Source organism: Streptomyces sp. NPDC005863 (assembly GCF_042871345.1).
In the GTDB taxonomy this organism is placed as follows: domain Bacteria; phylum Actinomycetota; class Actinomycetes; order Streptomycetales; family Streptomycetaceae; genus Streptomyces.
The window spans coordinates 477,915-504,584 of record NZ_JBIAII010000004.1 but is presented as its reverse complement, the minus strand read 5'-3'; the positions used below and the strand labels follow the sequence as shown (position 1 = coordinate 504,584).

Annotated in this window: 25 protein-coding genes and 3 pseudogenes; 12 read left to right on the top strand and 16 right to left on the bottom strand. The window is 71.5% G+C overall.

The window, feature by feature from the left end; translation table 11 throughout:
- Positions 1–23: 23 nt before the first annotated feature.
- The 5 genes and pseudogenes from ACFYO9_RS18615 to ACFYO9_RS18595 form a co-directional block, all read right to left on the bottom strand.
- Positions 24–920 carry a class I SAM-dependent methyltransferase gene (locus ACFYO9_RS18615; protein WP_358777006.1) on the bottom strand — a complete coding sequence of 299 codons (897 nt, stop codon included), beginning with the start codon at positions 918–920 and terminating at the stop codon, positions 24–26.
- A gap of 409 nt (positions 921–1,329) precedes the next feature.
- Positions 1,330–1,626 carry a hypothetical protein gene (locus tag ACFYO9_RS18610; protein ID WP_358777007.1) on the bottom strand — a complete coding sequence of 99 codons (297 nt, stop codon included), beginning with the start codon at positions 1,624–1,626 and terminating at the stop codon, positions 1,330–1,332.
- Between the two features lie 222 nt (positions 1,627–1,848).
- A complete protein-coding gene (locus ACFYO9_RS18605) occupies positions 1,849–2,031 on the bottom strand; it encodes a hypothetical protein (RefSeq protein WP_355807155.1) in 183 nt (60 codons plus the stop codon).
- A gap of 156 nt (positions 2,032–2,187) precedes the next feature.
- Positions 2,188–3,702: an alpha/beta hydrolase gene (locus ACFYO9_RS18600; protein WP_358777008.1), complete on the bottom strand. Its 1,515-nt coding sequence runs from the start codon at positions 3,700–3,702 to the stop codon at positions 2,188–2,190.
- A 134-nt stretch (positions 3,703–3,836) separates the two neighbouring features.
- Positions 3,837–4,481: pseudogene (locus tag ACFYO9_RS18595) on the bottom strand (LysR substrate-binding domain-containing protein); the annotation flags it as partial.
- Here ACFYO9_RS18595 and ACFYO9_RS18590 point away from each other — a divergent pair.
- From ACFYO9_RS18590 to thrS, 3 genes and pseudogenes are all read left to right on the top strand, one after another.
- Positions 4,475–5,038: pseudogene (locus ACFYO9_RS18590) on the top strand (aldo/keto reductase); the annotation flags it as partial. The pseudogenes ACFYO9_RS18595 and ACFYO9_RS18590 sit on opposite strands and share 7 nt — an antisense overlap.
- 47 nt (positions 5,039–5,085) lie before the next feature.
- Positions 5,086–5,277 carry a DUF4236 domain-containing protein gene (locus ACFYO9_RS18585; protein ID WP_358713159.1) on the top strand — a complete coding sequence of 64 codons (192 nt, stop codon included), beginning with the start codon at positions 5,086–5,088 and terminating at the stop codon, positions 5,275–5,277.
- Between the two features lie 224 nt (positions 5,278–5,501).
- On the top strand, positions 5,502–6,743 hold the full coding sequence (thrS, locus tag ACFYO9_RS18580; protein WP_358777068.1) for a threonine--tRNA ligase: 1,242 nt from the start codon (positions 5,502–5,504) through the stop codon (positions 6,741–6,743).
- A 6-nt stretch (positions 6,744–6,749) separates the two neighbouring features.
- Here thrS and ACFYO9_RS18575 read toward each other — a convergent pair whose 3' ends face one another.
- Positions 6,750–7,364, bottom strand: a complete 615-nt coding sequence (locus tag ACFYO9_RS18575) for a LysE family transporter (protein ID WP_355807151.1) — start codon at positions 7,362–7,364, stop codon at positions 6,750–6,752.
- Between the two features lie 205 nt (positions 7,365–7,569).
- Here ACFYO9_RS18575 and ACFYO9_RS18570 point away from each other — a divergent pair, with 205 nt between their 5' ends.
- The 5 genes from ACFYO9_RS18570 (at position 7,570) to ACFYO9_RS18550 (ending at position 11,912) form a co-directional block, all read left to right on the top strand.
- Positions 7,570–7,842 (top strand): hypothetical protein, encoded by a 273-nt coding sequence (locus tag ACFYO9_RS18570; protein ID WP_358777009.1) that lies wholly within the window; start codon positions 7,570–7,572, stop codon positions 7,840–7,842.
- A 380-nt stretch (positions 7,843–8,222) separates the two neighbouring features.
- The gene (locus ACFYO9_RS18565; protein WP_358777010.1) at positions 8,223–8,843 is read left to right on the top strand and encodes an ArpA protein; all 621 of its coding nucleotides are present in this window, start codon (positions 8,223–8,225) and stop codon (positions 8,841–8,843) included.
- Positions 8,840–10,168 carry an APC family permease gene (locus ACFYO9_RS18560; protein WP_358777011.1) on the top strand — a complete coding sequence of 443 codons (1,329 nt, stop codon included), beginning with the start codon at positions 8,840–8,842 and terminating at the stop codon, positions 10,166–10,168. The genes ACFYO9_RS18565 and ACFYO9_RS18560 overlap by 4 nt, the downstream gene beginning before the upstream one ends.
- Positions 10,165–11,151: an ornithine carbamoyltransferase gene (locus tag ACFYO9_RS18555; RefSeq protein ID WP_358777012.1), complete on the top strand. Its 987-nt coding sequence runs from the start codon at positions 10,165–10,167 to the stop codon at positions 11,149–11,151. Before ACFYO9_RS18560 ends, ACFYO9_RS18555 begins: the two co-directional genes overlap by 4 nt.
- A complete protein-coding gene (locus ACFYO9_RS18550; RefSeq protein WP_358777013.1) occupies positions 11,148–11,912 on the top strand; it encodes an SDR family NAD(P)-dependent oxidoreductase in 765 nt (254 codons plus the stop codon). The genes ACFYO9_RS18555 and ACFYO9_RS18550 overlap by 4 nt, the downstream gene beginning before the upstream one ends.
- Positions 11,913–11,975: 63 nt before the next feature.
- Here ACFYO9_RS18550 and ACFYO9_RS18545 read toward each other — a convergent pair whose 3' ends face one another.
- Both ACFYO9_RS18545 and ACFYO9_RS18540 read right to left on the bottom strand, forming a co-directional pair.
- On the bottom strand, positions 11,976–13,547 hold the full coding sequence (locus tag ACFYO9_RS18545; RefSeq protein ID WP_388666413.1) for a protein kinase: 1,572 nt from the start codon (positions 13,545–13,547) through the stop codon (positions 11,976–11,978).
- Between the two features lie 164 nt (positions 13,548–13,711).
- Positions 13,712–15,196, bottom strand: coding sequence for a serine hydrolase domain-containing protein (locus ACFYO9_RS18540; protein ID WP_358777014.1), 1,485 nt, complete (start codon positions 15,194–15,196; stop codon positions 13,712–13,714).
- A gap of 158 nt (positions 15,197–15,354) precedes the next feature.
- Between ACFYO9_RS18540 and ACFYO9_RS18535 the strand changes: the two genes are divergently transcribed.
- Positions 15,355–16,050, top strand: a complete 696-nt coding sequence (locus tag ACFYO9_RS18535; RefSeq protein WP_358777015.1) for a TetR/AcrR family transcriptional regulator C-terminal domain-containing protein — start codon at positions 15,355–15,357, stop codon at positions 16,048–16,050.
- 69 nt (positions 16,051–16,119) lie between these two features.
- Here ACFYO9_RS18535 and ACFYO9_RS18530 read toward each other — a convergent pair whose 3' ends face one another.
- A complete protein-coding gene (locus ACFYO9_RS18530; protein WP_358777016.1) occupies positions 16,120–16,929 on the bottom strand; it encodes a GAF and ANTAR domain-containing protein in 810 nt (269 codons plus the stop codon).
- Positions 16,930–17,029: 100 nt separating this feature from the next.
- Positions 17,030–17,593 (bottom strand): hypothetical protein, encoded by a 564-nt coding sequence (locus ACFYO9_RS18525; RefSeq protein WP_358777017.1) that lies wholly within the window; start codon positions 17,591–17,593, stop codon positions 17,030–17,032.
- A gap of 332 nt (positions 17,594–17,925) precedes the next feature.
- Between ACFYO9_RS18525 and ACFYO9_RS18520 the strand changes: the two genes are divergently transcribed.
- The 3 genes and pseudogenes from ACFYO9_RS18520 (at position 17,926) to ACFYO9_RS18510 (ending at position 19,547) form a co-directional block, all read left to right on the top strand.
- Positions 17,926–18,054 (top strand): hypothetical protein, encoded by a 129-nt coding sequence (locus ACFYO9_RS18520; RefSeq protein WP_355807248.1) that lies wholly within the window; start codon positions 17,926–17,928, stop codon positions 18,052–18,054.
- A gap of 39 nt (positions 18,055–18,093) precedes the next feature.
- Positions 18,094–18,663 (top strand): annotated as a pseudogene (locus tag ACFYO9_RS18515) (peroxiredoxin-like family protein); the annotation flags it as partial.
- Positions 18,664–18,716: 53 nt separating this feature from the next.
- Positions 18,717–19,547 (top strand): MBL fold metallo-hydrolase, encoded by an 831-nt coding sequence (locus tag ACFYO9_RS18510; protein WP_358777018.1) that lies wholly within the window; start codon positions 18,717–18,719, stop codon positions 19,545–19,547.
- Here the strand turns inward: ACFYO9_RS18510 and ACFYO9_RS18505 are convergent.
- The 6 genes from ACFYO9_RS18505 to ACFYO9_RS18480 form a co-directional block, all read right to left on the bottom strand.
- Positions 19,487–22,387 carry a fumarate reductase/succinate dehydrogenase flavoprotein subunit gene (locus ACFYO9_RS18505; RefSeq protein ID WP_388666410.1) on the bottom strand — a complete coding sequence of 967 codons (2,901 nt, stop codon included), beginning with the start codon at positions 22,385–22,387 and terminating at the stop codon, positions 19,487–19,489. The genes ACFYO9_RS18510 and ACFYO9_RS18505 overlap by 61 nt on opposite strands.
- Before the next feature lie 74 nt (positions 22,388–22,461).
- On the bottom strand, positions 22,462–23,235 hold the full coding sequence (locus tag ACFYO9_RS18500; protein WP_358777019.1) for an ABC transporter ATP-binding protein: 774 nt from the start codon (positions 23,233–23,235) through the stop codon (positions 22,462–22,464).
- Positions 23,232–24,107 carry an ABC transporter permease gene (locus ACFYO9_RS18495; RefSeq protein ID WP_358713135.1) on the bottom strand — a complete coding sequence of 292 codons (876 nt, stop codon included), beginning with the start codon at positions 24,105–24,107 and terminating at the stop codon, positions 23,232–23,234. Before ACFYO9_RS18495 ends, ACFYO9_RS18500 begins: the two co-directional genes overlap by 4 nt.
- A complete protein-coding gene (locus tag ACFYO9_RS18490) occupies positions 24,104–25,537 on the bottom strand; it encodes an ABC transporter substrate-binding protein (protein ID WP_358777020.1) in 1,434 nt (477 codons plus the stop codon). Before ACFYO9_RS18490 ends, ACFYO9_RS18495 begins: the two co-directional genes overlap by 4 nt.
- 14 nt (positions 25,538–25,551) lie before the next feature.
- Positions 25,552–25,779, bottom strand: a complete 228-nt coding sequence (locus ACFYO9_RS18485) for a ferredoxin family protein (RefSeq protein WP_055563275.1) — start codon at positions 25,777–25,779, stop codon at positions 25,552–25,554.
- An 86-nt stretch (positions 25,780–25,865) separates the two neighbouring features.
- Positions 25,866–26,633 carry a GntR family transcriptional regulator gene (locus ACFYO9_RS18480; protein ID WP_355807124.1) on the bottom strand — a complete coding sequence of 256 codons (768 nt, stop codon included), beginning with the start codon at positions 26,631–26,633 and terminating at the stop codon, positions 25,866–25,868.
- Positions 26,634–26,670: the final 37 nt, after the last annotated feature.

Here is a 26,670-nt window from a genome sequence, read left to right as displayed (position 1 = left end):
CCGCACATATCTCTGCGCGACTCTCAGCGCTCTTCGTTCCGCCAGACGAAGACCTCGGTGCTCGGGACCCGTTCGGAGAAGAGGCCCGACGCGGAGGCCTCCCGCAGCACTCCCCGTAGGTCTGCCTCGAAGCGGTCGCGCCGGCTCCCGAACAGGTGAGGGGCCGAACTGGACAGGGAGAACACACCCGCGACGACGTCATCGGCCGTACGTTCCAGGGGTTGGCCGCCGGGGACGACATGGCGGCGCGGCCCGGCGAAGCCCGCCCGCGCGAACACCGCAGCCTCACCGCCGGGGGTTCCCTGCGGCAGCACCCCTTTTCCCGCGCGGCGCACCGGTCCCAAGTAGTGCCGTACCAACTCGTCGACCGCCGCGAAGGGGGGTGCGGGGTATGGGAGCCCGTCGGTGCTCCGCTCCTCCGTCTTCAGGTCCGACACGTGGACCAGCGCCCCGCCGGGACGCAGCATGCCCTTCACGGTCGCCGCCACCCGGTCGCGGTCCATCCAGTGGAAGGACTGGGCGAAGACCGCGACGTCGAAGGTGCCGAGGTCGCCGGGCAGGTCCTCCGCGCGGGCCCGCACCCACCGCGCCCGTTCGGCCACGCCCCGCTCGACGGACCCTCGTTCCGCCTCGGCGATCATTCCCTCGTCCGGGTCCACGCCCACCACCTCGCCGAACAGGTGGGCGAGGCTCAGCGCGAGCGTGCCGGGGCCGCACCCCACGTCGATGAGGCGGCTCCGCCCACCGAACTCCGCCCCTCCGGCTTCCCTGACGTCGAGCTCCAGCACCTCGGCCAGCACGTCCGCCAGCACGTCCGCCAGACCTGGCGCGTAGGGAAGCCTCCCGCGCGCGTAATAAGGGGCCGCCCCCGCGAAGAGAGTGTCATCCCACTCCCAGTGGTCTTCGCCGTCGGCTGCCATGCGCGTTCGCCACCTTTCGTATCGCGGTGAGTTCGTGCGGCCCCGTACCGGCTGCGCTCGTTTTTTCGACGCCGGTGAGTGGCAGCCCGCCCTCAGGACGGCGACGGCCGCCCTCGACCTCCACTCCCCGGCGGAGATGCCGTCGGCGATCCGGGGGCTGCTGCGCATCGTGGTCCGGGGAGGCGCTGCTGGGATGGGCGACGAAGCCGAGGCCATCCGCTGCCTTGTGGCCGTGGCGGCGTCCCGTGCGAGGCCTGTGGCCGGTGCGGGGCGGTCGCGTTGCCGCGCCGGTACTGACTCGGCGCACCTGTGGGGCAAGTCCCGGCAAGTCCCGCTGCGGGCGGCACCTCACGGCGCGGGTCTGGGGGCCCGACGCATCCTTAGGGGCAGACCCCGTCGCCCCCGCGCGTCACGTCACTCCGCCGACCCGTCCCGCGGGGTCGGGCCCGTCCGTCTCGCGGGTCGCGTGTTCGGTGAGCTGTTGGTTCACCTCGCGGGCCTGTTCGGCCAGCTGACGCGCTCGTGCCTCGGCCTGGTCAGCACGGGCGTTGATGCGGGCGATGTCGTCCTCGATGACCTTCAGGGCCAGCTCGGTCGCGGCGTCGGCCTCCTGCGGAGGGAGGTCGCCGGGGAGGTCCTCCAGTGCGCTCTTGACCGCGGGGATGCCGCCGCGTGCGTGGATCTCTTTCCAGAACTCGTAGTCCATGGGCGCCATCCTGGCCGATCGGCCGCGGTCGACGCGAGGCGGACCGGCCACGAGACCCCTTACGGGTACCGGGCCGCCGTACCGACCTGGACCTGAGAACCGGGACTCGGGACTCGGGACTCGGGGGCCAAAGGACCCAGCGACTCAGGGGCCGGCGGCGAGCTCGCTCCCGCCTCGCGCCCCTCCGACGCACACACCGCGCCGCGGCCCGCGCCGCACCCCCTAGGACGCGGGGGCGGCGGGCGCGGTGGGCGCGCCGGCTCTGCCGGGGATGCTGAAGTCCAGAAGGTCCTCTGCCGTCTGCTGGGTCTCCTCCGCGGCCTTGCGGGCCGTGGCGACGACGTCGCCGTGTTCCTGGATGAGCGTGTGGTAGATCGGCGCCTGGGTGGCGTCATTGGCCGGCATGACCTGCGGCTCCTCGTTCGGTGACTGCTGACTCGGCCGGGGTGCGGCCGACCCGCGACCTTACGCGAACTCGGTGCGCCGATGGCACCGACCCCGATCATGAGACGGCTGCTTGTGACGACCTTCACACGGGGCCGGCCTGCCGAGGACAGCAGGTCAGGAGCAGTAACTGTCGCGGTGCGGCCGCTCCCCCGTGGCCAGGAAGCGGGAGACCGTCCGGTCCCCGCAGGCGTTTCCGTTGGCGAGGTAGGAGTCGTGGCCGGTGGCGTCGACGGTGACCATGACGGCCCGGCGGCCGAGCGCTTCGCGCAGCTTCAGGGCGCCGCTGAGCGGGGTGTAGGGGTCTCGCTCGTTCTGCACCAGGAGGATGTTCGACGGGCCGCGGTCGGTGATGCGCACCGGCGCCTCCTTCGGCTCGAACGGCCACGCCGCACACGGCATGGCGTTCCTGGGCATGCCCGCGGTCAGCGGGAACGCGGCGCGGCTCGCCGTGGCGCCCTTCTGGTACGCGGCCGTCGTGCCGGGCCACGCGACATCGTTGCAGAGGGTCGCGGAGCCGACGGCGACGGAGTTCTGGATCGCCTCCTCGGGCGGCGCCGGGGGCGCGGGCGGCAGGCTGCCCCGTTCGGCGCCGAGGATGAGCCGGGCGAGGGCGGGGAAGTCATCGGGGTCGCCCATCGCGTTGAGCATGGTCTGGCGCAGTACGTTTCCGTTCAGTTCCGCCGGATCGGCGCCCTCCCAGGGGATCGGCGCGCGGTCGAGGCGCTCGGCGAGGCGCAGGAAGAGCGGACGCACCTCGGCCGCGGTGCGTGCCAGCCGGTACTTGTTGCCGGGCCGTGAGGCCCACTCGGCGAACACCGGGAAGGTGTCCTCGATGCCCCGTTCGTGCGCGGCGAGCCAGCCTCGGCCGACGCGGGCCGGGTTGGGGTCGTCGTTGCTGTCCAGCACGATGCGGTCGGTGCGGTTGGGGAACAGCTGGTTGTAGACGGCGCCGACGTACGTGCCGTACGAGACCGCCCACGCGGAGATTCTCTTCTCGCCGAGCGCGGCCCGGATGCGGTCGATGTCGCGGGCGTTGTCGGCGGTGCTGATGTGGCGGATGAGCGCGCCGCCGTTGTGGGCGCAGGCGTCGGACATGCGGTGGGCGGCGGCCATGTTGTCGGTGACGGATCCGTCTGGGGCCGGCCAGGGGCGCAGTTTGGAGGGGGCGATGTCGGTGTCCTCGAAGCCGCAGCTGACCGGGGTGGAGCGGCCGAGCCCGCGGGGGTCGAAGCCGATCAGGTCGTGGCTGTCCCGCACGCTCTGCGGGAGCTTCTGGCCCTTGCCGGAGGGGTCGTCGATGCTGGAACCGCCGGGCCCGCCGGCGATGAGCAGGAGGGCGCCGCGGCGGGCGACGGGCCGCTCGCTCTTGATGCGGGAGATCGCGATGTCGATCTGCTCGCCGTCGGGGTGGGCGTAGTCGAGCGGTACGGCGAGCGTCGTGCACTGCTGCCGGGACTCGGGGCCGTGGCCCTCGCAGGTGGTCCAGTCGAGCCCCGCGCCCGCCGCGCTCGTTCTGGAGGTGTCGGTCGTCTTGGTGGCCGTGGACGCCGACGCGGCGAGTGGCGCGGTGAGGGAGAGGACGGCCGCGGAGGCGGCGAGCAGGGCGGTGTTGCGCTTGATCTTCGTCATGCGGAAGAGCTTCGCCGGTCCCCGGGGTCACCCGCATCATCCCAACTGGCCGCAGCGGGTGGGGGTTTACCCTTAGCGATCACCTAGGGGGTTGGGCCCTCACGTGGCGTCCGGCGCTGCCGCCTGTTCCTGGAGAGCAGCGAGATCCCCATGCCCGCGGCGACGAGTGAGCGAGCGAAGTAGTAGTCGGTTGTCGTGCCGCGTATCTCGGGGTCGAAGCCGGCCTGCCGGGCGTAACGCCGTAGGTAGGCGTCCGTCTTGGAGCAGCCGAGCACCCAGGGCTCGGCCGCCAGTTCGGCCAGGTCGAGTGCGGTGCGGCTGGCCAGGCGGTGCCCGACCGGCAGGACGGCCTACAGGGGATCCTGCATGAGCGCGATCCAACTCATGGCGGGGTTCTGACTCACCTGGCCGGGCAGAGGGCCGTCGAAGTGGTAGGGAGCGCGAGATCGACAGCGCCCCGGCGGACCAGCGGCAGGCTGTCTTCCGGTTCGCCCTCCCTGACGTGGAGCACGGTGTCGGGGTGGGCCGCGGTGAACCGGGCGAGGGCGCCGGGCAGCAGGAACCTGCCGCCGCTGGTGAACGTGGCGATGCTCAGTTGCGTACGGCCGGTGTGGAGCCGGTCGACCTGCCGCTGTGCGTGCGCGAGTTCCGCGGTGACCGACTCGGCGGCCCGGACCATGATGCGGCCGGCCTAGGTGCGGGGTGACGCCGCGCGTGCTGCGGGTGACGACTTGGGTGCCGAGGCTGCGCTCCAGAGCCGCCACGTGCTGGGAGACGGCTGGGCGTCGAGGCCGTCGGCCTCTATCAGTTGCACAAGCCGGACCCGGCCGTGCCCTGGGCCGAGTCCGTGGGAGCGCTGCGCGAACTGCTCGACGCCGGCACGATCCGCGCCGCCGGGATCTCCAACGTGCACACCGCCCAGATCCGCGAGGTGCACGCGATCCTCGGCGCCGGGCTCGTCTCCGTCCAGAACCAGTATTCGCCCGCCGTGCGCGACAGCGAGGCCGAACTGCGGCTGTGTGCGGAGCTTGGCCTGGCCTTCCTGCCCTGGAGTCCACTGGTTGGTATATCCCGCAGCTCGCTTGACGGTCCCTCAGGCCGGTCTTCCGCGGACACAGCCTTTCACCGCGTCGCGGCCGGGCGGGGTGTCAGTCCGCAACAGATCGCACTGGCATGGCTGCTCAGCCGCTCCCCGGCGGTGATCCCGGTGCCGGGAGCCAGCCGTCCGGCCTCCGTCCAGGACTCGGCCCGGGCGGTGGAGGTCGAGCTGAGCGCGGCGGAGATCGCGGAGCTCGACGGTGTCCTGGCGGACACGGGGAGGCTGCCGGCCGCGTGAGAGGTGGCCGTCTCCGGGTACCCGCAGACGGACGCTAGGAGGAGTCCATGCCACTCACGTTCCGCAAGAGTTTCCGGATACTTCCCGGGGTGCGGCTGAACATCAACAAGCGCTCGTGGTCCCTCACCACGGGTGGCCGCAACGGCCCCCGGCGCACCCACAGCAGCACCGGCCGGCGCACCACGTCGATGGATCTGCCGGGCCCCTTCGGCTGGCGCCGCACGACGAAGCGCCGCTAGCAGGCGGCCGCTCGGCGGTAGGCCCCGGAAACTCCGTCGCGTGGCGAACGCGGCCTTGTTACGGTCACCCCCATGATGAAGCGCGCCGCAGTGACGACGACGCCGGAGAGTGTCCCGGCGCGCTGACCGATGTTCGAGTCCGAAGCCCCGGGGCGAGTGCCCCGGGGCTTCGGCTTGTCGGCGGTCACTCGCCCGTTGCCCGCGAGGAGACCCCCGTGTCCGACATGAATCGCCCGCACGACCACCGCAGACTCGGCCGCGAGCTCGGCCTGTTCGGCACCGACCCGCTAATCGGTGCGGGGCTCCCCTACTGGCTGCCGGACGGCGCGGCCGTACGGCACGCCCTGGAGGAGTACATCCGCGACGCCGAGCGACGCGCCGGCTACCGGCACGTGTACTCGCCGGTGCTGGGCAAACGCGAGTTGTACGAGATCTCCGGGCACTGGTCGCACTACAGCGACGACATGCTCCCGCCGATGGATCTGGGCGGCGAACAGGTCGTGCTCCGGCCGAGCCTGTGCCCGCACCACGCCGTCATCTACCGCTCCCGCTCGCACAGTTACCGTGAGCTGCCGCTGCGCATGGCCGAGATCGGCGGCATGTATCGCGCCGAACTCTCGGGCGTCCTCGGCGGGTTGAGCCGGGTCCGGGCCATCCACCTCAACGACGCCCACATCTTCTGCACCCTCGACCAGGTCGCCGACGAGGCGCGCGCCGCGCTGGAGATGATCCGCCGCGCGTACGAGGCGCTCGGCATCGGGGCGTCCCGCTACCGGCTCTCGCTGCCGGGCCCGGGCGGCAAGTACGTCGCCGACGCGGAGAAATGGCGGCGGTCCACCGCCCTGTTGACCGCCGTACTGGAGGATTCCGGGCTGCCCCACGAGTCCGCGGAGGGCGAGGCCGCGTTCTACGGGCCGAAGATCGACGTCCAGGTCGTCGACGCGGCGGGCCGGGAGTCGACCCTCTCCACCGTCCAGGTCGACTTCCACCAGCCCGAACAGTTCGATCTGCACTACATCGGCGCCGACGGCGCCAAGCACCGCCCCGTGATGGTCCACCGCAGCATCATCGGGAGTGTGGAGCGAGCCGTCGCCCATCTCATCGAACAGCACGGTGGGGCCTTCCCGGCCTGGCTCGCCCCGACCCAGCTGGTGGTCCTGCCGGTCTCCGAAGCCCAGGTGCCCGCTACCGAGCGCCTGCTGCGGCGGTGCGCGGAGCTCGGGTTGCGGGCCGAGTCGGCCGGTCCCGAGCACGGCAGCCTGGGCGCGCGCGTACGGGCCGCCCGTCTCGTCCCCTATCAGGCCGTCATCGGCGCGAAGGAGGACGCGGACGATCGGGTCGCGCTGCGGCTGCGCGACGGGCGGCGCCTGGACCCGCTGCCCGCCGCCGAGACCCTGGAACGCGTCCGCGCACTGGTGGCGCGGCACCGGACCGAGCTGTGGGAGGCCGAGCCGGTGGCGCGGTGAAAGGCGTCAGAGCACGCCGACGACCAGCGTCACCCCCATGACGGCCATCGTCGCCGCGATCAGGAAGTCGAGGGCGCGCCAGGACGCGGGGCGCTCGAAGAAACCGCTGAGCAGCCGGGCTCCGTAGCCGAGCGCCGCGAACCAGCACACGCTGCCGACCATCGCGCCGAACCCGAAGGCCCAGCGCAGCCCGTCGTGGCCGGCGGCAACGGAGCCGAGGAGCAGGACCGTGTCGAGGTAGACGTGCGGGTTGAGCCAGGTCAGGGCCAGGCAGGCGAGCAGGACGCCGCGCCGTGACCCGGCCGCCGAGCCGGTCGCCGTCAGCGCGGCGGGGCGCAGCGCCCTGCGTGCGGCGAGCACGGCGTACGAGAGGAGGAAGGCGCCGCCCACCAGTCCGATGAGGGTCAGCGCCGGCGGCCACGCGGTCACCACGGCGCCGACCCCGCCGACCCCGGCGGCGATGAGCATGATGTCGGACACGGCACAGATGGCCACCACGCCGAACACCGCCTGGCGTCGGATGCCCTGACGCAGCACGAAGGCGTTCTGCGAGCCGATGGCGACGATGAGCGAGAGTCCCGTGCCGAATCCGGCGGCTGTGGCGGTCAGTGTCGATCCCATGACCTCGACGTTAATGATCATTGTCGCTCTAAGTACAGGTAAGGATTCTCACGTGGTCGACGCACCGCACGTCCGGCGTCCGGCGCGTCCGGCGCGTTCGGAGCGTTCGGAGCGTTCGGAGCGTTCGGCGCGTTCGGCGCTTCGACGGACGGTCGCGCGGCGTGTGAACGTGCGGCGCGCGCCACTCCTGTCTAGCGTCACTGACATGACGACTGATCCCCAGAGTTACGAGCTCCTGCTGGTGCCCGAGTTCACCGAGAACGAGGCGGGCTCCGGCGACACCGCCGACGCCCCCGCCCTGCGTTCGGCGGTGGTGGTGGCCACCGGCGAGACCGGCGCCTCCGGCTATCCGCGATACGCGGGGGACGGCATGGAGGCCGACATCGACCCGGCGACCCGCGCGGTCGAGGCGCTTCTCGTCGACGGGGCCGAACTCGACTACGGGCTCTCGGTGCGCGTCGCCGACCGCACGCGCTGACACCTCGGCCGCACCGTCCGAACACCCGGCGGAATACGCGTCAGTCGCATGACAGAAAGAAACGAAGCGTCAAAAACAATGTCGCACCAGTTTCGCCTGTTTGGCTTGAATGCATCCCTTTTCTTGGGTGTCGACAGGATGACCCGGTAGGCTTCCGTCTTCGAAATAGACCGAAGTACCGAAGTGAGCAAACCTCCTGCCGACGACGTTGGGAGCTGGTCATGCGACCGGACGGGCGGATCGGGGGCCTCGTTCAGTCCCTCTCGGAACACCTGGTCAGGAATGTGGAGGAACACCTCCTGGAGGGCGCGCGCCGCGATTTCCTGCAGCGCGGATTCACCACCTTGCCCTTCCTGGCACCTGACGAAGTCAAATCAGCGGTGGCGGACGAAAGCGAAAGTCTCGTCGAGACGCACGGCGTCCGCCGTGGAATGAGTTTCAAGGAGACGGGGCACACGCCCCGGCAGATGCGCAATGTCCGCCACCGGGAAATAAGCGAGCACGGCACCGTCATCCCGGAGGTGTACGCCGCCCCGGATCTCCTCGCGGCGCTGACGCGGGTCGCGGGCGAACCGGTCCTCCCGTGTCCCTATGAGCCGGAGCGGTACGTGATCACCGAGCTGGAGCAGTCCGGTGACACCCACGGCTGGCACTGGGACGACTACAGCTTCGCGCTCGTCTGGGTCGTGGCCTGCCCGCCCGCCGAGCACGGCGGATTCGTCCAGTGCGTACCGCGCACGTACTGGAACAAGCAGGACCCGCAGTTGCACCGGCAGTTCATCGCGCAGCCCATCCACTCCTTCGAACTACGGCCGGGCGACCTGTACTTGATGCGCACCGACACCACCCTGCACCGCGTCTACCCGCTGAGCCGCGGCCGCAGGCTCATCATCAACATGGGGTACGCGTCCCAGGCGGACCTGCACAAACCGATCAGTCACGAGACGATGGACGGGCTCTGGCACGGCTCGCGCGAAGAACAGGCGGGCCAGACCGTATGACGTCGCTCGAGGGGGCCCCCGCGGAAGCGTCCGGACCCCCTCAACTACCGCGGCAGCTCGGCACGTCGGGGCTCGTGGCCCATTACGTCACCTCCGTGATGGGTGCGGGCGTCCTGCTGATCCCCGCTCTCGCCTGGGCCGAAGCAGGCCCGTTGTCCCTCGTCGCGTGGGGGGTGCTGATCCTCTACAGCTACCCCTTCGCCCTGATCTTCGCGAAGATGTCCGTGCTCCACCCCACCAGCAAGGGCGTCGCCCGGTTCGTGGAGGCGGCGTTCGGCACCCGGGCGGGCCGCGTCGCCGCCGTCTTCCTCCTCCTCACGCTGCTCGCCGGCAATCCGGTCCTCGGGCTCGCGGCCGGCCGCTACCTGCTCTCGGCGGTCGACCCCACCGCGTCGAACCGCGCGGCCCTCCTCGCGGGCGCCGCCGTCATCGTGTTCTGCCTGGCGCTCAACCTGTGGGGCATCAGGGTGAGTACGCGCGCCCAGATGGTGGTCCTCGGCGCCGTGGTGCTGCTGTTGGTCGTCGTCATCGGTCTGGCCCTGCCCAAGGCCGACTACACCCGTCTGACGCCGTTCGCGCCGCACGGCTGGGGCGCGCTCGGCAGTACGTTGCTCATCTGCTTCTTCGGATTCATCGGCTGGGAGAACGCCGCGCCGGTGGCCGAGGAGGTACGCGATCCCGGGCACACCTTCCCCAAAGGCATTCTCTACGCGGTCAGTTGTGTCGGCCTGCTCTACTTCGCCATGGCCTTCACCGTCTCGGTGGCGCTGCCCGAACCCGCCGCGGGGCAGTCGGACATCACGGCGTTCGTACGCCTCCTCCAGGTGGCCACCGGCTCCTCGCTGCAGAGCAGCGGATTCCTCGTCGCCGGAATTCTGCTGCTGCTCACCACCAACGCCTGGTGCCTCGGCACCTCGCGCGTCGTCTTCGCCCTCGCCCGCGACGGCGTCCTGCCCGCCGGACTCAGCAAGCTCTCCGCACAGGGGACGGTGCCGGCCCGTGCCGTGCTCGCGCTCCTGCCCGGCTACGCGGTGTCGGTCGTTCTCCTCCTGATCACCGACTCCAGCGAGTCCACGCTGATCAAGGCGTCGTCGGCCACGTATCTGCTCATCTTCCTGATGGCGTTCCTCTCCGCCGCCCGGCTGCTCCCCCGGGGCGGTGCCGCCCGCCTGAACCTGGCGCTCATCGCCACCACCGTCGCCATACTGCCGTTCTTCGGCATCAGCCTCGCCATCGCCCTGGCGATGCTCCTCCTCTCCGTCGTCGCCGAACGGTGGCTGCGCAAGCGCGTGACCCCACCCACCGAGACAGGAGTCCTCATATGACCGCGCGACACATCCTGCGCATACAGGACCTCTCCGCCAAGGAGATGCACTCCCTGCTCGACCTCGCCGAAGCGATGAAGCGCGGCGACGACACCCGCGCCCACCTCGCGGGCCGCTGCATCGGCCTGCTCTTCAACGTCCCCTCCACCAGAACCAGGGTCTCCTTCCAGGTCGCCGCCTCCCAACTGGGCGCCGACAGCTTCCCGTACGGCGTGGAGGAACTCCGGCTCGCCAACCGCGAGTCGATCGAGGACACCATCGGCGTGCTCAACCGCTACCTCGACGCGCTCGTGGTGCGCTGGTACGACATGAACGAGTACGGCGCCGGCCACCGCCGCCTCCGTACGATGGCCGAGCAGGCGACGATTCCCGTCATCAACGCACTCGACGACGAGGAGCACCCCTGCCAGGTCCTCGCCGACCTCATGACCCTGCGCGAGCTGTACGGGGCGGAGGTTGCCTCCCAACGGATCGTGTACGTCTGGTCCTACTCGCCGCGCCAGAAGACCCCCGGCGTCCTGCACTCCTCCATGATGGCCGCGGCGGTACTCGGCCATCGCGTCACCGTCGCGCACCCGCCCGGCTTCGCACCGGAGGAGCGGGTGACCCGGGCCGCCCGGGCGGTCGCCGCCCGCACCGGCGCGAGCGTCGAGCTCACCCATGACCTGGAGGACGCCGTCAAGGACTGTGCGGCGGTGTACACGCTGAGTTGGAAGTCCCCCACGCTGGTCGGCCAGGAGGAGATCCAGGCGCGGACCCGGCTCGCGGACCGGTGGCGCGTCACGGCTCCGCTGATGCGGCGGGCCGCCGACGGGGCGGTGTTCCTCGACTGCATGCCCAGCAACCGGGGCGAGGAGGTCGACGCGGAGGTGAAGGACGGCCCGTGGTCGAAGATCTTCCAGCAGGCGGAGAACCGCCTCCACACCCAAAAGGCCCTGCTCACCCAGTTGTTCGACGGCACCCTCTCGGGAGGCGCGCGATGACGGCGACCGGTTCGGACAGACGGGTCGCGCTGGTCACCGGGGGCGGCGGTGGCATCGGCAGCGCCGTTGCGCGACGGCTCGCGGACGAGGGGGCGGCGGTCGCGGTGGTCGACCGGGACGACGCGGCCGAGTCCGTGGCCGGACGCATTCGTGACGCGGGCGGGCGTGCGGAGGCGTTCCTGTGCGACGTGTCCGCGGAAAGCGACGTGGCGGCCCTGGTCGAGAAGGTCAGCGGCAGACTCGGCGCCATCACCGACCTGTGCTGTGTGGCGGGAAGCATCCGGCGCGGCACGGTGCCGGAGCTGTCCCTGGCGGACTGGCACCGGTCGTTCGCGGACAACGTGGACTCCGTCTTCCTGATGTGCCGGGCGGTGCTGCCGCTCATGGAACGGGCCGGGCGGGGCCGCATCGTCACGGTGGCCTCCGGCTGGGGTCTGCGTGCTGGGGAGAAGGCCGCCGCGTACTGCACGGCCAAGGCGGGGGTGGTGATGCTGACCCAGGCCATGGCCCTGGACCACGGCCCCGCGGGCATCCGCGTCAACTGCGTCGCACCGGGCGACACCCGTACCCCCATGCTGGCCCGCGAGGCCCGCCAACTCGGCCAGTCCGACACGGAGTTCCTCGCGGAGGCCGCCGACCGCCCACTGGGCCGCATCGGCACACCGGAGGACATAGCCGCGGCGGTCGCCTTCCTGGCGGGCCCCGACGCGGACTTCGTCACGGGGGCGGTGTTGACGGTGGACGGGGGTGGGAGCGTTTGAGGCGCGGTCTGTGACACACGAGTCTCGCAGCGGCCGTCAATGAACCACGAGTGTCGCCAACACTCAGCCTTCGATCCGCTTCCGCATGTCGTCACGTATCTTGCGGGTCTCCGCCGCCGCTCGTTCGAGTGAGGCGTGCGGCTTGAACTGGACGCTGCCCGCGGTGTTCTCATCGGCCCATGCACACACCGTCTTCGTGCCGTAAGACCTGGACGTCGCCGTTTCGCAGCTGAACACGACGTCCGCTCCGGCCACCCTTATCTCCTTGAGCGGCGCGACGACCTTCTCCTCGTTCGTCACGATGGAACTGGAGACCATGTCTTCGCGCTGCACCTCGGAGTTCTTGAGCCGCCCGTACACACCGTCGACCTTCAGCTCCTGAAACGCGCCGGCCTTCGCCTTCCCGGTATAGGTGGCGCGGAATTCCCTCGCGTCCTTCCGGTCCTCGTCGTCGTAAAGCTTCTTGGAGGGTGCGGAAAGCGTCCCTTCCTTGAGCTCGTAGGCACCTCCCAGCAGCGTGGCGGGCGGTTCGAGCTTGTACTGGGCCGTGGGGAAGGACGGTCCCGAGTCCTTGAACACATAGGCGGCGTAGACCGCGCCCCCGAAAAGGACCAGCGCACCCGTCACCACGGCGGCGAGGAGCCCGGGCGGCATCGGCCGCGCCGCGGGCCCCCGGGTGGATGCCTTCCCGCGCGGGGTCGCGGCGACGGTCTGCGCACTCGCCACGCCACCCGGGTCCGGAGCGGCGACCGCATCCGCGGTTGCCGTCGGCGAGTTCGCAGGGCCCGGGGTTGCGTTCGACCCATCCGGTTCGGCCCGCCCGACCGGCCCACCCCGCGCTCCTGGTGCGCCCTGCGCAGCCGGGACGCGGCGGGTCGGGGGATGCGTCTCCTCAGTGGGCTCCGGCGTGAAGAGGTCCAACAGCGCTTCCGGTGTGGGCCGCCCGGCCGGGTCCTTGGCCAGGCACGCCGCGACGACTGCCCGTACCCCCTGTGGCACCGCCGACAGGTCCGCCTCCTCGTGCACCGACCTGTACATCAACCCCATCGGCGTCCCCGACCCGAAGGCGCTGCCACCCGCCGCGGCGACCAGCACTGCCCCGAGCGCGAACACATCCGCCGCGCTCCCGACCTTGAGCCCTTGAGCCTGTTCGGGAGCGAGGAAGCCGGGGGTGCCGAACGCCATTCCGGTGGAGGTCAACCGGGTCGACTCCACCGCGTGGGCGATACCGAAGTCGAGGACCCGGGGCCCGTCGTCGGCCATGACGATGTTGCCCGGTTTGAGGTCGCGGTGCACCAGCCCACACGCGTGCACGGCCTGCAGCGCCTCCGCCAATGCCGCGCCCAGCAGGCGCAGTTGCGCCTCGTCCATCGGACCACGCGTGGCGACCAGCTCCGACAGTGTCGACCCTGGTATGTAGGCGGTCGCGAGCCACGGCGCGACCGCCTCCGGATCGGCGTCCACGACCTGCGCCGTGTGGAACCCGCCCACCTTGCGTGCCGCCTCCACCTCGGCCCGGAACCGGGCCCGGAAATGCGGATCGCCGGCCAGTTCGGCCCGGGCCACCTTGACGGCCACGGCGCGCCCGCCGCGTGATCGCGCCAAGTACACCGTCCCCATGCCGCCGGAGCCCAACTCGCGCTCAACGGCGTACCCGCCGATGCTCCGTGGCAGGTCCCCGCCCCCCGCTCCCCACCCCATGCGTCGCACACTCCCCTGTCGAGACACCGCGCGCCAGTATGACCGACGCTCGGGCAGCACAGAGAACCGTAGGACGTTCGGCCCGGCGGCGTCGGCGGTCAATCGGCCTTGGGGGCGCACCGCATGCCGATGTAGACGCAGCGTGTGCCGTCGGGGAGGACGGAGAAGATCACCGGGGTGTAGTCCGTGCTGAAGGCCGAACCCACGCCCGTGCCGGCGAAGGCCGTCTCCGTGACCGGCAGCAGATCGATCCCCAGGGGGTCCGAGAGGTCCTTCATGCCGTCGACGAACTCGTAGAGCGCGTGCCCGGCACCGTCCTTCTCGGTCACCGTGATGACCACGCCCTCGCGCCGGTACGTGCCGACGAGCGGCGCCCAGTCGACCGCGGGCGGCGTGGGTGCCGGGGTGAACGGCTCCGGCATGGTCACCTCGGCCAGCTCGGCGAGAAGCTCGCGGTAGAGCGCCGCGTACACCTCGCGCGCACCGCCGCCGTTGGTGAGCAGCGCGACGGCGACACCGGCCGACGGCACCACGCGCAGGTAGCCGTACTGTCCGATGGAGGCGCCGTCGTGGCCGTAGCCCTCGACGCCGTTCCAGTCGTACAGGGTCCAGCCCAGGCCCCAACCGTCCGAACTGACCGTCCACTTGTCGGGGCAGTCCACCTCCCGGCGCTGCATCAGGGCGACGCTTTCCTCGGAGAGCACGCGGGTGCCGTTCTCGGCGACGCCGCCGGCAAGGTGCATCCGGGCGAGCCGGGCGAGGTCCCCCGCGCTGGCGATGACCCTGCCGTACGGGCCCGCCGATCGCGGCATCATGTCCCATTCCGGCGCCGGCGCCGGGTCCTGGCCCGGCTCCCCCAGGTGCCCCATGGCCGCGCGGAAGCGCAGCGCCTCCTCGGGCAGGGTCATGGTGTGGGTGAGGCCGAGCGGGGTGAGCAGCAGGTCCTTGAGCGCCTCGTCCCACGTCTTGCCGGTCAGCACCTCGACGATCCGGCCGAGCACGTTGTAGCCGACGCTGCTGTACGAGATCGCGCTCCCCGGCGGGCAGTCCAGCGCGACGTCCCTCGCGGCCTCGACGTACTTGGCGAGGCAGTCGTCACCGCGCCCACTGTCGTGATTGAAGTCGCAGGTGAGCCCGCTCGTGTGGCTGAGCAGCCGACGGACGGTGATCATCCGGGTCACTTCGGGGGCACCGATCGAGAACTCCGGCAACACGTCCGTCACCGGTGCGTCCAGTTCCAGCCGGCCGGCCTCGACGAGCTGCATCACCAGGGTCGCCGTGTAGATCTTGGCTATCGAGCCCATCTGGAAGACCGAGTCGGTCGTCGTCTCCACACCCGTACCGCGGTGCAGGACGCCGCTCGCCCAGTCGTGGACGGCCCCGTCGACGAGGACGGCCAGCGCCGCTCCCGGCACGTGGTGCTCTGCGCAGAGCTGGTCGAGGCGGGCCTGCCAGCGGGCGAGATCCAGCTTCCGCCCGACCGAGTTGCGGGTCCCCCAGGCCCCTTCGACACTCCAGTTGCCCTGCTCATCGTGGGTCGTGACGGTCTGCGCGCTCTGCGCGGTCTGCTTGGTGATCTGCATGGCGGGTCCCCCTAGGTTGCGTACCGAGTACGGCGTTCCCTCGATGCGAACACTGTACGCACCGAGGATCGCCGTTCGCAAGGTGCGTACGGTGTCGGCTACAGTGAGGGGGACAAGGAGCAGGTGGACCGACGATGGATCGAAGAAAGTGGGCGCGCATGTCTGGCGACGCGAAGCCGATCACCTCGGTGTGGACACGTCCGCATCGCCCCCAGCGGGAGCAGCTGACGCGGGAGCAGATCGTGGCCGCGACGATCGAACTGCTGGACGCGGAGGGCGTCGAGGCGCTCAGCATGCGCAAGCTCGGCACCCGGCTCCAGGCCGGGGCCACTTCCCTCTACCGGCACGTGGCCAACCGGGACGAGCTGATCCAGCTGGCCGTGGACGACGTGTTCGGTGAGCTGGACCCGCCGGTCGCCGCCGCCCGCGAGACGTGGCGCGCCGCGGTCGCCCACGCCGCCTGTGACCTCCGGGCCATGGTCCTGCGCCACCCCTGGGTCGGCCCCGAGCTCGGTCAGGTCGGGCTTCTCCACGTCGGCCCGAACGCCGTCCGCATGACCTCGGGGCTCCTCGCACAGTTCGAGGCGGCCGGCTTCCCCGCGGGCGAGGAGGGTCAAGCCGCGTCGGCGCTCATGTCGTACGTCATCGGCGTCGCGACCAGCGAGGCCGCGTACCTCTCACTCGTCGCCCGCAGCGGTGTCTCCGAGCACCAGTGGCTGTCGGAGCACAGCCCGGACGTCGGCGATGGGGCGGACCCGCGGCAGGTGCGCGAGGACCGCTTCACGTATGGACTCGACCGCATCTTCGACGGCCTTGCCGACCGCCTCGCGTCCGGCAAGGGAGGCCAGGCGTAAGCGCGGTGGCGTGGGCAGGCCAGCGATCACCGTACGGCCGGGGGCAGTTGGGGCCGGCCGCGCGGGAAGCTACTCGTTCGCCGCGTCAGCGGCCGGACGCCGCGGTGGCCGCGGCCGGGACGGTGGTTCGTTGATGCTGCCGGTGTCGGACCCGGTGATGCTGCCGGCTTCGAGTTCGGTGATGCTGCCGGTGTCGATGACGTGTTGGGCCACAGACGTGAGCAGGATGCGCTCGCTGCGGGCGTAGCTGCGCATGGCGTGGAAGGCCGCGTCGGGGGAGGTGTTGTGCTGGGCGGCGAGGAATCCTTTGGCCTGCTCGATGATGATGCGACTGTGCAGAGCGGTGTGCAGTTGGTCGTTGACGGTCTCGGTGTCCCGCAGGGTGCGGGCGTGGAGCAGGCCGATGGTGGCCGCGTCGGCGAACGCCTGAGCCAGCATGAGGTCCCCGGTCTGCAACGGACTGTCGGTGGCGCGCAACAGCAGCAGGCTCCCGATGCTCTCTTCCCGCAGACGCAGGGGGACGGCGCTGGCGTAGGCGTAACCGGCCTCACGAGCGGTCGTGGTGAAGTCGCGCCAGGTCGTGGGCGCGTGGGCGAGATCGCCGGGGGCGACGATGTCGGCGGCGCGGTAGGCGTCCAGGGCGGGGCCTTCGCACAGAGCCAGATCCAGCACCTTGCTCAGCGCGGGACTGGGGTCGCACGGGGCGGGGCTGTACAACTGTGGCCCTGGATAGGCCAGCAGAACCGCGACGCTGGTGACGTCGAGGATGTCGCAGCAGCGGACGGTCAACTGTTGCAGGAAGTCGATGACGTCGAAGTCCGCGACGAAGGTGTCGGCGAGTTCGACGAAGGTTTCGGTGATTTTGCTTTCACGGCTCATGCCTTGACTCCTCTGTGCGCGGGAACCCTCCACGGATCCCGCGCCAGGCGGCTGGTTCACGACGGCAGTTCCCTCGCCAGGATCTCGCGAGCGGTCTCGGTCAGGGGCTGACCCGCCGCGAAGGCCGGGCCCGCATTCGGACCAGCGCCTCCTCCAGCGACACGCCGAGCCGGCAGCTGAGTACGCCGGTGGCCTGATGCACCTCGGCCCAGTGCAGGTCGATCGCGCCGGCGCCGCCCGGCTCGATGGACGGGTCGTCGGCGCCGGACCGCCAGGCCAGCAGCCGACCGGCCAATGCGTCGGCCACCCGCAGCCCGTCCGCCGCCTGCCGCACGCTCAGCGGACCCGGTGTTCCGCGGTAGCCGGTCAGCGCGCCCAACCGTGCCGCGCCTGTGCGGACGGGCCAGATGAACATCGCGCGCACCTTCAACGTCCGCGCCTCATCACAGAATTCGGGCCACCGCCCATCCACGGACAGGTCCGCCAACTGGTACGGAACCCGCGTGAAGTCCGCGTCGAGCCCCGGCCCCTGCCCCAACGTGAACTGCACATCCTCCAGCCGGGCGCTGACCCCGTCGCTGAACCACACCAACTCCGCACCCCACCGCAGGGTGACGGAGATGCCGTCCAGCCCCAGCGCGCGCACATCGCGTCGCCCACGCACGCCCCTTGCCGTCGTCGACGGCCTGCTCCAGACCATCGAGCAGTTCCTGCACAGCCATCCGCAGCTCCAGCAATGCCCCGTACGCGCCGCCGGACGCAAGGCCTCGACCGGTTGCCACTCTTTGTGCTCGTGAGGTTACAGCGGGCGGCCCTGCGGCGGGGCGCTTTCACGGGTCGCAGAAACGCCACCCCGCTCTGGACGACCGTTGCGTCGTACGGGTCGGGTCGGGTCGGGTCGGGTCGGGTCGGGTCGGGTCGGGTCGGGTCAAAGCCTCCGGGTGACGGGCATTCGTAGCAGAATGCCCGTCACCCGCACCCACCTTGGAGCACGCCGTGACCGCCCTCGCCCTGTACCTCCCTGGCTCCGGCGCCACCCCGCGCTGGTTGCAGATCACCGTCGGCGTCGTGGTCCTCGGCCTGATCGCCGCCCGGATCTGGCTGTTCATCCGCCGCCGGAAATAGCGGCCTCGAAGGTCGCACGGAAACACCGGATTCCGGCCGCAGCGGGCGGACGCCGAGCTCGCCGCGTCCGGCCAGGCCGACCGTGCGCTTGCCTCCGGCGCGCAGGCCCCACGGTTCACGCTGCCCTCCGCGACCGGTGAGGCCGTCGCCCTCGATCAGCTGCTCGACCGAGGTCCGGTGGTGCTCACCTTCTACCGCGGCTCCTGGTGCCCGTACTGCAATCTGGCCCTGCGCTCCCTCCAGCAGCACCACGGCGAGTTCACCGACCGCGGCGCTCACCTCGTCGCCGTATCGCCGCAAGTCCCCGACGCGTCCCTGTCCCTCGCCGAGAAGCACGCCCTGGACTTCACCGTCCTGAGCGACGTCGGATCCGAAACCGCCAAGGCGTACGGTCTGGCCTTCGAGCTGCCCGACGACCTCGCCGCCGCCTACGACACATTGGGCATCCCCCTCGATCGCGTCAACGGCGGCCATCCGCGCACCCTTCCGGTCCCCGCGACCTATGTCATCGACCAGGGCGGCGTCATCCGCTGGGCGTTCGTCGACGCCGACTACACCAAGCGCGCCGAACCAGCGGACATCCTCACCGCGCTCGACGCCTTGCGTTAGTGCACCTCGTGGTGTGCATGAAGCTCACGGATCACGTGTTCTAGGATCCCGAAATGATTGACGATCTTCGCCTGACGGTCCTGGGGTCCGCGACGCCCTACCCCAGCGTGGACAACCCGTGCTCGGGCTACCTGGTGTCGAGCCGTGACACCCGGATCTGGGTGGACGCGGGGAGCGGGACGCTCGGCCCGCTGCAGCGGCATGCGCGGCTGGACGAGCTCGACGCGATCTGGATCTCCCATCTGCACGCCGATCACAGCGCAGACCTGCTCACCGCGTACTACGCCGTCCTCTACGCGGACATCCGCCTGGCAGCGCCCCTGCCTCTCTTCGGCCCGCCAGGGATCGCCGACCGGCTGGCCGGGTTCCTCACCAACTCGTCGACCCGCAGTCCGCTCGAATCCGCCTTCGCCGTCACCGAGTTGTACGACGGCCACCAGGCGACCGTCGGCTCGGTGCGGCTGACGAGCCGGGTGGTGTCGCACGGCATGCCGGCGTTCGCCGTGCGCATGGAGGCGGACGGCAGGTCCCTGGTGTACTCCGGGGACACCGCGCCGTGCCCGAGCCTCACGCAACTGGCCGAGGGATGCGACGTGTTGCTGTGCGAGGCCGATTCCGACAGCGCGCAGGATCCTGCTGAGGGCGACCCGGTGCACCACACCCCCGAGGATGCCGGCGACACCGCCCGCGCGGCCGGGGCAGGCCGGCTGATCGTCACGCACGTCGGCCGCTCCCTCACCCCGCGGCAGGCCGTGACCCGCGCATCCGCCCGCTTCGACGGGCCCGTTGACCACGCTGCCCCCGGCTCCGCCTTCACCATCGGTCAGGCCCGTCCCGCAGCGGCCCGCCGAGGTGAGGACCCGGCTCCGCCACGGCTCGCGTAGGCACGGACATCCGCGTCGCTGTCCGTGGTCGCGGCGGCGAGAGCCGCTCGGGCGTCGGGGTCGGTCGCGTGGGCGAGGAGCGCGAGGACGGCGGCCTTGCGGACGTCCGCCTCGGCGTCGGCCGAGGCCTTGGCGAGGCCGGGGACCGCCGGGTCGGCCGGGGCCGCGCTCAGTGCGGTCGCGGCGCCCGCCCGTACCTGCCAGGCGGGATCGCCGAGCGCGGACACGGTCCGTACGGCGTACGGCAGCGGGCAGCCCGTGGCGGCGAGTCCGGTCAGGGCCGCCGCCCTGACCAGCGGATCGGGGTCGTCAATGAGCGGGGCGAGGTGCGCCGGCGCCGGATCGCGCACCGCCGCCAGACCGCGGGCCACCGCGACCCGCACCTCGCGGGCCGGATCGGCCACGGCATCGACGAGTTGGGCGGTCGCGTCGACGGAGACCAGGGCCCGCACCGCATGGATGCGGACGCCGATGTCGGTGTCGCCGAGCGCGGCGGCGTACACCTCGGCGGCGCCGAGCCGCAGTTCTCGCAGTACGTCGAGGGCGGCGCCGCGCACCGCGGGGTCCGCCACGTCGAGCGCCGCCCGGAGCCCCTCCCCCAGCTCGGGGCCGGGCGGCAGCACCTCGGCCAGCTCGCGCAGGGCCCCTGCCGCGGCCTCCCTGACCTGGCGCGCCGGGTCCCGCAGCCGTGCCGCGAGTGCGGGGCCCACGCCGGTGGGTGCCGTTTCGGCGAGGACGGCGACAGCGGCGGCCCGCACCGCGGGTTCGGGGTCGGCGAGGTAGGGGGCGAGGGCGTCGAGCCCGGGCGCCTCCTCGGCGAGGGCGAGCAGGCGGAGGAGGGCGGGGTTGGACGCGAGCCCGGCGTCCGCGCCACGGCTCTGCGCAAGCCCGGCGTCCACGTCACGGCTCCCCGCGAACCCCTCATCCGCATCACGGCTCTGCGCGGGCAGGGCATTCGAGTCGGGGCCCGATACGGGTCCGGCCTCCTGGGCGGAACCGCTTGGCGCCGGACCGGCGCCCATGGCTGGACTCGACGCACCCGGCCGCGCCGCCGGCGCCGTGTTCCTCGGACCCGCCGTCGCCACCGGCACCAGCGCGACCTCGCCGAGCAGCCGGTCCTCCCCCGCCACCGGGTCGAACTCCGGCACCGGCACCACGTACGGCTCGACCGCGCGGGCCCTGAACTCCATGGCCCCCGACGGCGCCTTGTACAGGTCGAGATGGTGCAGCCAGCCCGCGTCGTCGCGCGCGGGATGGTCGAGGCGCTCGTGGTACAGACCCCAGCGGGACTCGGTCCGTGCCAGCGACGCGCGCGCCGCCATCTCCGCGCAGTCCCGGATGAACGACACCTCCGCGCACCGCATCAGCTCATGGGCGGTCCGCGCGCCCATGCCGGCGATCTCGCCCCGCATCCGCTCGAACGCCTCGACGGCCAAGGACAGTTTCGCCCCGCTCTTCGGGGGCGCGACGTAGTCGTTCACGAAGCGCCGCAGCTTGTACTCGACCTGCGGTTGTGGCGGCCCGTCGGGGTTGCGCAGCGGCCGGTAGACCAGTTCGTGCGCGGCGGCCAGCTGGTCGCCGGGCAACTCGCCGTCGTAGGCGCGGTATTGGGCCGCGTCCGCTCCGGCGAGGTCACCGAAGACGAACGCGCCGATCATGTAGTTGTGCGGTACGCAGGCCAGGTCGCCGGCCGCGTACAGGCCGGGCACGGTGGTGCGGGCGTGCGCGTCGACCCGCACTCCGGACGCCGAATGGCCGCCGCACAGACCGATCTCCGAGATGTGCATCTCGATGTCGTGCGTGCGGTAGTCGTGGCCGCGCCCCTCGTGGAAGGCGGCGCGCGTGGGCCGTTCGGTGCTGTGCAGGATCGACTCGACCGCGCTGATGGTCTCCTCGGGAAGGTGGCTGAGCTTCAGGTACACCGGGGCCCGGTCGGAGGCGAGCTCCGCCGCGAACTCGGACATCATCTGCCCCGACCAGTAGTCCGACTCCACGAAACGCTCGCCGTGCCGGTTCACTTGGTACCCCCCGAAGGGGTTGGCGACGTACGCGCACGCGGGGCCGTTGTAGTCCTTGATGAGCGGATTGATCTGGAAGCACTCGATGCCGGTGAGCGCCGCTCCCGCGTGGTAGGCCATGGCGTAGCCGTCCCCCGCGTTGGTCGGGTTCTCGTACGTCCCGTACAGGTAGCCGGACGCGGGCAGCCCGAGGCGTCCGCAGGCGCCGGTGGCCAGGATCACCGCGCCCGCTCTGACGGTGACGAACTCGCCCGTACGAGTGTTGAATCCCGCCGCGCCGACGGCACGTCCGTCCACGGTGAGCACCCGTACCGGCATCACCCGGTTCTCGATGCGGATGCGCTCGCGCATTTCACGGCGCCTGAGCTGCCGGTAGAGGACCTTCTTGACGTCCTTGCCCTCCGGCATGGGCAGTACGTACGAGCCGGAGCGGTGCACCTGGCGGACCGCGTACTCGCCGTGCTCGTCCTTCTCGAACTTCACGCCGTACGACTCCAGGCGCTGGACCATCGCGAAACCGCGCGTGGCGGTCTGACGGACCGTGGACTGGTCGACGATGCCGTCGTTGGCGCGGGTGATCTCCGCTACGTAGTCGTCCGGTTCGGCGCGGCCCGGGATGACCGCGTTGTTGACGCCGTCCATGCCCATGGCGAGGGCGCCGGAGTGGCGCACGTGCGCCTTCTCCAGGAGCAGCACGTCCGCGCCGTGCTCGGCGGCGGTCAGGGCGGCCATGGTGCCCGCGGTGCCGCCGCCGATGACGAGGACGTCGCAGGAGATCTCGGTCGCGTCGGCGAGGGCGGGGATGGCCAGGGGGGAGTCCACGGGCGCGCCTTTCACGAAGGGGTATGGGAGGTGCTGGGCGTACGGGCGTACGAGGGGTGCGGGGCGTACGGGGGTTACAGCGACGCCAGGACTCGGCGGCGGAGTTCGGTCGTGCCGGGGGCGTTGCGGGCGTCCCGCTGCCGGGGGTGCGGGACGTCCAGGACGTCTCCGGAGGGCAGCAGGGCGATCCGGTCGCCGAGGTGCAGCGCCTCGTCCACGTCGTGGGTGACGAAGACGACGGTCGCGCCGGTGCCGTGCAGGATCTCCACTAGCAGGTCCTGCATGCCGGCGCGGGTGTGCGGGTCGAGGGCGCCGAACGGTTCGTCCATGAGCACCGCGCGAGGCTCCCCGGCCAGGGCGCGGGCGAGCTGCACGCGCTGCCGCTGTCCGCCGGAGAGCTGACGGGGCAGCTTGCGGGCGTGCCCGGCGAGGCCGACCCGCTCCAGCCAGTCGTCGGCGGCCCGCCGCCGCTCGGCCCTGCCCACCCGGCGTATGGCCAGCGGGAGTTCGACGTTGGCGCGGACGCTGCGCCAGGGCAGCAGCGCGTCCTCCTGGAAGACCAGCGCACGGTCGGCGGCGGGCCCGCGGACGGGCACCCCGTCCTGGGTGACCCGCCCGTCCAGCGGCGGCAGCAGTCCGGCGAGGGTGCGCAGCAGCGTGGACTTGCCGCAGCCGGAGGGGCCGAGCACGGCGACGAGTTCACCGGGCGCGATGCGCAACCGTACGGTCCCGGGCAGCACTTGGCCCTCTCGATGGCCGAGCCGTACGTCGTCCAGACCGAGTTGCGCGCCTTGCTGCTGGGCGGGGGCGTCCCTGCCGGCCTCTTGACCGCGGTGTACGGGGCTCATGCGACGGGCTCCTTGTCGAGGGCCGGAACCGGGGCTGAGGCGGGCAGTGAGGCCACCGGGTCGGCGGCGCGGACGGCGCGGCGTGCCGCACGGGACGGGGCTCGTTCGGGCGGACGCGGCAGCCAGGCGGTGGCGCGGCGGCCGAGGACCTCCACCGCGGTGGAGGTCAGCCAGCCGAGGGCGCCGATGGTGGCCATGCCGACGAAGACGCCCGGATAGTCGACGACCGTGTAGTCCTGCCAGGTGCGGTAGCCGACCCCGTACTCACCGGAGATCATCTCCGCGGAGATCACGCAGATCCACCCGACGCCGATGCCCACGGAGAGGCCACCGAAGATGCCGGGCAGCGCGCCCGGCAGTACCACCGAGAACAGCACCCGCAGCCGGCCGCCGCCCATGGTGAGCACGGCCTCCTCCCAGACCGGGGTGAGTGCGCGCACCGCGTGCCGGGTGGAGACCAGGACGGGGAAGAACGCCGCGGCGCAGGTGATGAAGACGATGCCCTGTTCGTTGGTGGGCAGGAGCAGGATCGCGACCGGGACCAGGGCGATCGCCGGGATCGGCCGGGCCACTTCCACCAGCGGTCCGAGCAGGTCGGCGGCCCACCGCGACCGGGCGATCGCCGTGCCCGCCGCGACCCCGAGGACCGCGGCGAGCAGGAAGCCGACCAGGATGCGGCGCAGGCTGTGGACGAGGTCCTGCCAGTACGGGGCGGTGCCCACCCGGTCGCCGAAGGCGGCCGCGACCTCACCGACCGTGGGGAACTGGCCGAACCGCAGCCACAGATCGACGTCCAGGGTGGTCAGGAGCTGCCAGAGGCCGAGGGCGGCGGCGAGCGACGCGACCCTGACGAGCCTGCGGACGATGTTCATGACGCCAGCTCCACGGCGTCCGCGTAGCTGACGACGCGGGCGCCCGCGTGCCGTTCCGCGTAGGTCTTGGCATGGCTCGGCGTGACGAAGGCGCGCAGCTCGGAGCCGTCCGCCACCCACACGGCCCGGTCCGCGAACCAGGGGGTGCCGGTCAGGGCGTCCGGCACATAGGCGGCCCTGACCTCGGACTTCTTCGCCGCCGCGACGGCCGCAAGGAGCTTCTTCGGGTCGGCGAAAGTACGGGTGGTGTCCTGGCCCCTGAGCCACAGCTCGGACTTGGCGGCGCCCGCCGGGGGTGTGGGCGTGGGCATGGGCTGGGCGTGGCCTCGGGCGATCCGCTTCAGCGGCTTCGGGTCGACGAAGGCGTCCACGTCGACGTCGCCGACCAGCTTGGCCGCCTTGAGGATGGGGGCGTCCTTCTTCAGGGCGGCGACCAGTTCGGGCCGCAGCGCCGGGTCGAAGGTGGCGATGCCGTGGGCGCCGTTGTAGAGGTAGACCGCCTCGGCGGGCAGCCCGGTCTCCTTCGCCACCGACTCGGCGGCGGCGACCGGCCGTTCGCGCAGGTAGTCCGTTGCCCGCCGCTGAGCGGTGAGGAAGTCGTCGAGCACCCCGGCCCGCTCCTTCGCGAACTCCTCGCGGACGGTGACCCCGTGGAAGGTCGGCAGGTTCAGATCGGCGCCGTCGTACAGCGCCTTCGCCTTACCCTCGTAGGCCAGTTGCCCCGGCCAGGCGACGAACTGCGACAGGGCGTCGACGCTGCCGCCGGACAGGGCGGACGCGCCCACACTGGGCTGCTGGTTGAGCTTGTGGATGTCCTTCTCCGGGTCGATTCCGGCCTGCTTCAGGGCCCGGATCAGGGTGCCGTCGGCGGCGGATCCGACGCTGGTCGACACCTTCTTGCCGCGCAGTCCCGTCAGCGACCGAAGCGCCGAATCAGGCTTGGTGACAACGGTGTTGAGGCCGCCGCGCAGGTTGTATCCGGTGACCGAGACGAGCCGCGTCGGCTGCCCGAGCTGTTTGCCGCGGGCCGCGTTGATCAGCAGCGGATAGTCGCCCATCGATCCGATGTCGATCTTTCCGGTGGTCATCTGTGCGGTGATCGGGGCGCCCGTGGCGTAGTCCTGCCACTTCACCTCGTACTTCTTGCCGTCCTTCTTGCCGCGCGCGGCGAGCTCCTCCTCGAAGTAGCCGAGGGAGCGCAGCAGGGTGCCGGCGGTGACGGTGTTGATGGTCTTCGACTGGTACCCGACGGTCACCGTGACGGTGTCGGAGTCGTCGGCTCCGGCCACGCCGCCGCACGCCGTGGCCAGGGGCAGCAGCAGGGCGAGCGGGAGGAGGCGGGTGAGGGTGCGGGCTGGGGCATGGGTGCAAGTGCTGCTGCTGGTGCGGGCGTTGGAGGGTTTGTCTGTCGAACCCGTCGTGCGAGTCATCGGAGTCGGGCCTTTCACCGGAGCAGGTAGGGCATGTTGACGGTGACGGCGCCCGTGGGGCACCGGGCCGCGCACGGGCCGCAATACCAGCACTCGTCGACGTGCATGTACGCCTTGCCGTTGTCCTCGCGGATCGCGAGCGAGTCGAGCGGACACATGTCGACACAGAGGGTGCAGCCGTCGATGCAGCGGGACTCGTCGATGGTCACGGGCACGTCGGCGCGCTGCGGGACAACAGGCATGGCTGACTCCAGGAAGGGCGGGTGAAGGTCCGGGGGAACGTCCCGGGAGGTGGGCGAGAGGTGGGTGAAGGGTCGTCGGCGGAAGGTCAGACGGATCGGCGCAGGACGCCGCTCATGGTGATGCGGTCCCCGCGGAACCGGATGAACTCCAGGTCCACGGGGCGCCCGTCGGGCAGATGGGTGAGCCGCTCCAGCATCAGGACGGCGCTGCCGCGCGGGGCTTCGAGGACCGCGGCGGAGTGCGTGTCGGCGTTCACGGCTTCGAGCGTCATCTCGGCGTGCCCCAGCGGACCGCCGGTCACGGTCTCCAGGAGGCGGAAGACGTCCGTGTTCTCCAGGTCGCACCCGAGCAGTTCGCCGCCCACGTCCATGGGCAGGTACGACAAGTCGAGGGAGAGCGGGAGGCCGTTCAGGCGGCGCAGCCGCTCGATGCAGAGCACGTCGGTGTGGTCGGGCAGCCCGAGCCGGTGCGCCACCGGGCCCGGCGCGCCGACCGGGCCGACCGTGCGGACCTCGTTGGTGACCCGGCCGTGCTCGTGGAGGATCTCGGCCAGACCCTGGAGCCGGTCGAGGGCGTGCGGGTACTTCTCGCACACGACGACGGTGCCGACGCCGGCCTTGCGGTCCACGAGCTGCTCGCCGCGGAGCAGGTCGAGGGCCTGTCGTACGGTGTTGCGGCTGGCCCGGTAGTCGGCGGCGATGGCGTCCTCCAGCGGCAGGACGCCGCGCGGGAAGCCGCCCGTCAGGATCTGGTGCCGCAGCAGATCGGCGAGCTGCCGTGCCTGGTCAGCACGGAGCCGCCGACGCCGTGCGGCGGCGACCGGACGTGAGGCGTGACTGTGTTCGGCTGGCATGGCAGGAACGTACCGGCGTGGTGACCGCGGTGGTGTT

Excerpts from the sequence above, each read along its gene's own strand:
- ACFYO9_RS18585 (WP_358713159.1), top strand. The coding sequence starts at position 5,086 with ATGCCACTCACGTTCCGCAAGAGTTTCCGGATACTTCCCGGGGTGCGG.
- ACFYO9_RS18540 (WP_358777014.1), bottom strand. The coding sequence starts at position 15,196 with ATGCAGATCACCAAGCAGACCGCGCAGAGCGCGCAGACCGTCACGACC.
- ACFYO9_RS18510 (WP_358777018.1), top strand. The coding sequence starts at position 18,717 with ATGATTGACGATCTTCGCCTGACGGTCCTGGGGTCCGCGACGCCCTAC.
- ACFYO9_RS18560 (WP_358777011.1), top strand. The coding sequence starts at position 8,840 with ATGACGTCGCTCGAGGGGGCCCCCGCGGAAGCGTCCGGACCCCCTCAA.
- ACFYO9_RS18600 (WP_358777008.1), bottom strand. The coding sequence starts at position 3,702 with ATGACGAAGATCAAGCGCAACACCGCCCTGCTCGCCGCCTCCGCGGCC.
- ACFYO9_RS18495 (WP_358713135.1), bottom strand. The coding sequence starts at position 24,107 with ATGAACATCGTCCGCAGGCTCGTCAGGGTCGCGTCGCTCGCCGCCGCC.
- ACFYO9_RS18570 (WP_358777009.1), top strand. The coding sequence starts at position 7,570 with ATGACGACTGATCCCCAGAGTTACGAGCTCCTGCTGGTGCCCGAGTTC.
- ACFYO9_RS18530 (WP_358777016.1), bottom strand. The coding sequence starts at position 16,929 with ATGAGCCGTGAAAGCAAAATCACCGAAACCTTCGTCGAACTCGCCGAC.
- ACFYO9_RS18555 (WP_358777012.1), top strand. The coding sequence starts at position 10,165 with ATGACCGCGCGACACATCCTGCGCATACAGGACCTCTCCGCCAAGGAG.
- ACFYO9_RS18500 (WP_358777019.1), bottom strand. The coding sequence starts at position 23,235 with ATGAGCCCCGTACACCGCGGTCAAGAGGCCGGCAGGGACGCCCCCGCC.
- ACFYO9_RS18550 (WP_358777013.1), top strand. The coding sequence starts at position 11,148 with ATGACGGCGACCGGTTCGGACAGACGGGTCGCGCTGGTCACCGGGGGC.
- ACFYO9_RS18605 (WP_355807155.1), bottom strand. The coding sequence starts at position 2,031 with ATGCCGGCCAATGACGCCACCCAGGCGCCGATCTACCACACGCTCATC.
- ACFYO9_RS18480 (WP_355807124.1), bottom strand. The coding sequence starts at position 26,633 with ATGCCAGCCGAACACAGTCACGCCTCACGTCCGGTCGCCGCCGCACGG.
- ACFYO9_RS18535 (WP_358777015.1), top strand. The coding sequence starts at position 15,355 with ATGTCTGGCGACGCGAAGCCGATCACCTCGGTGTGGACACGTCCGCAT.
- ACFYO9_RS18575 (WP_355807151.1), bottom strand. The coding sequence starts at position 7,364 with ATGGGATCGACACTGACCGCCACAGCCGCCGGATTCGGCACGGGACTC.
- ACFYO9_RS18485 (WP_055563275.1), bottom strand. The coding sequence starts at position 25,779 with ATGCCTGTTGTCCCGCAGCGCGCCGACGTGCCCGTGACCATCGACGAG.
- thrS (WP_358777068.1), top strand. The coding sequence starts at position 5,502 with ATGAATCGCCCGCACGACCACCGCAGACTCGGCCGCGAGCTCGGCCTG.
- ACFYO9_RS18610 (WP_358777007.1), bottom strand. The coding sequence starts at position 1,626 with ATGGACTACGAGTTCTGGAAAGAGATCCACGCACGCGGCGGCATCCCC.
- ACFYO9_RS18490 (WP_358777020.1), bottom strand. The coding sequence starts at position 25,537 with ATGACTCGCACGACGGGTTCGACAGACAAACCCTCCAACGCCCGCACC.
- ACFYO9_RS18615 (WP_358777006.1), bottom strand. The coding sequence starts at position 920 with ATGGCAGCCGACGGCGAAGACCACTGGGAGTGGGATGACACTCTCTTC.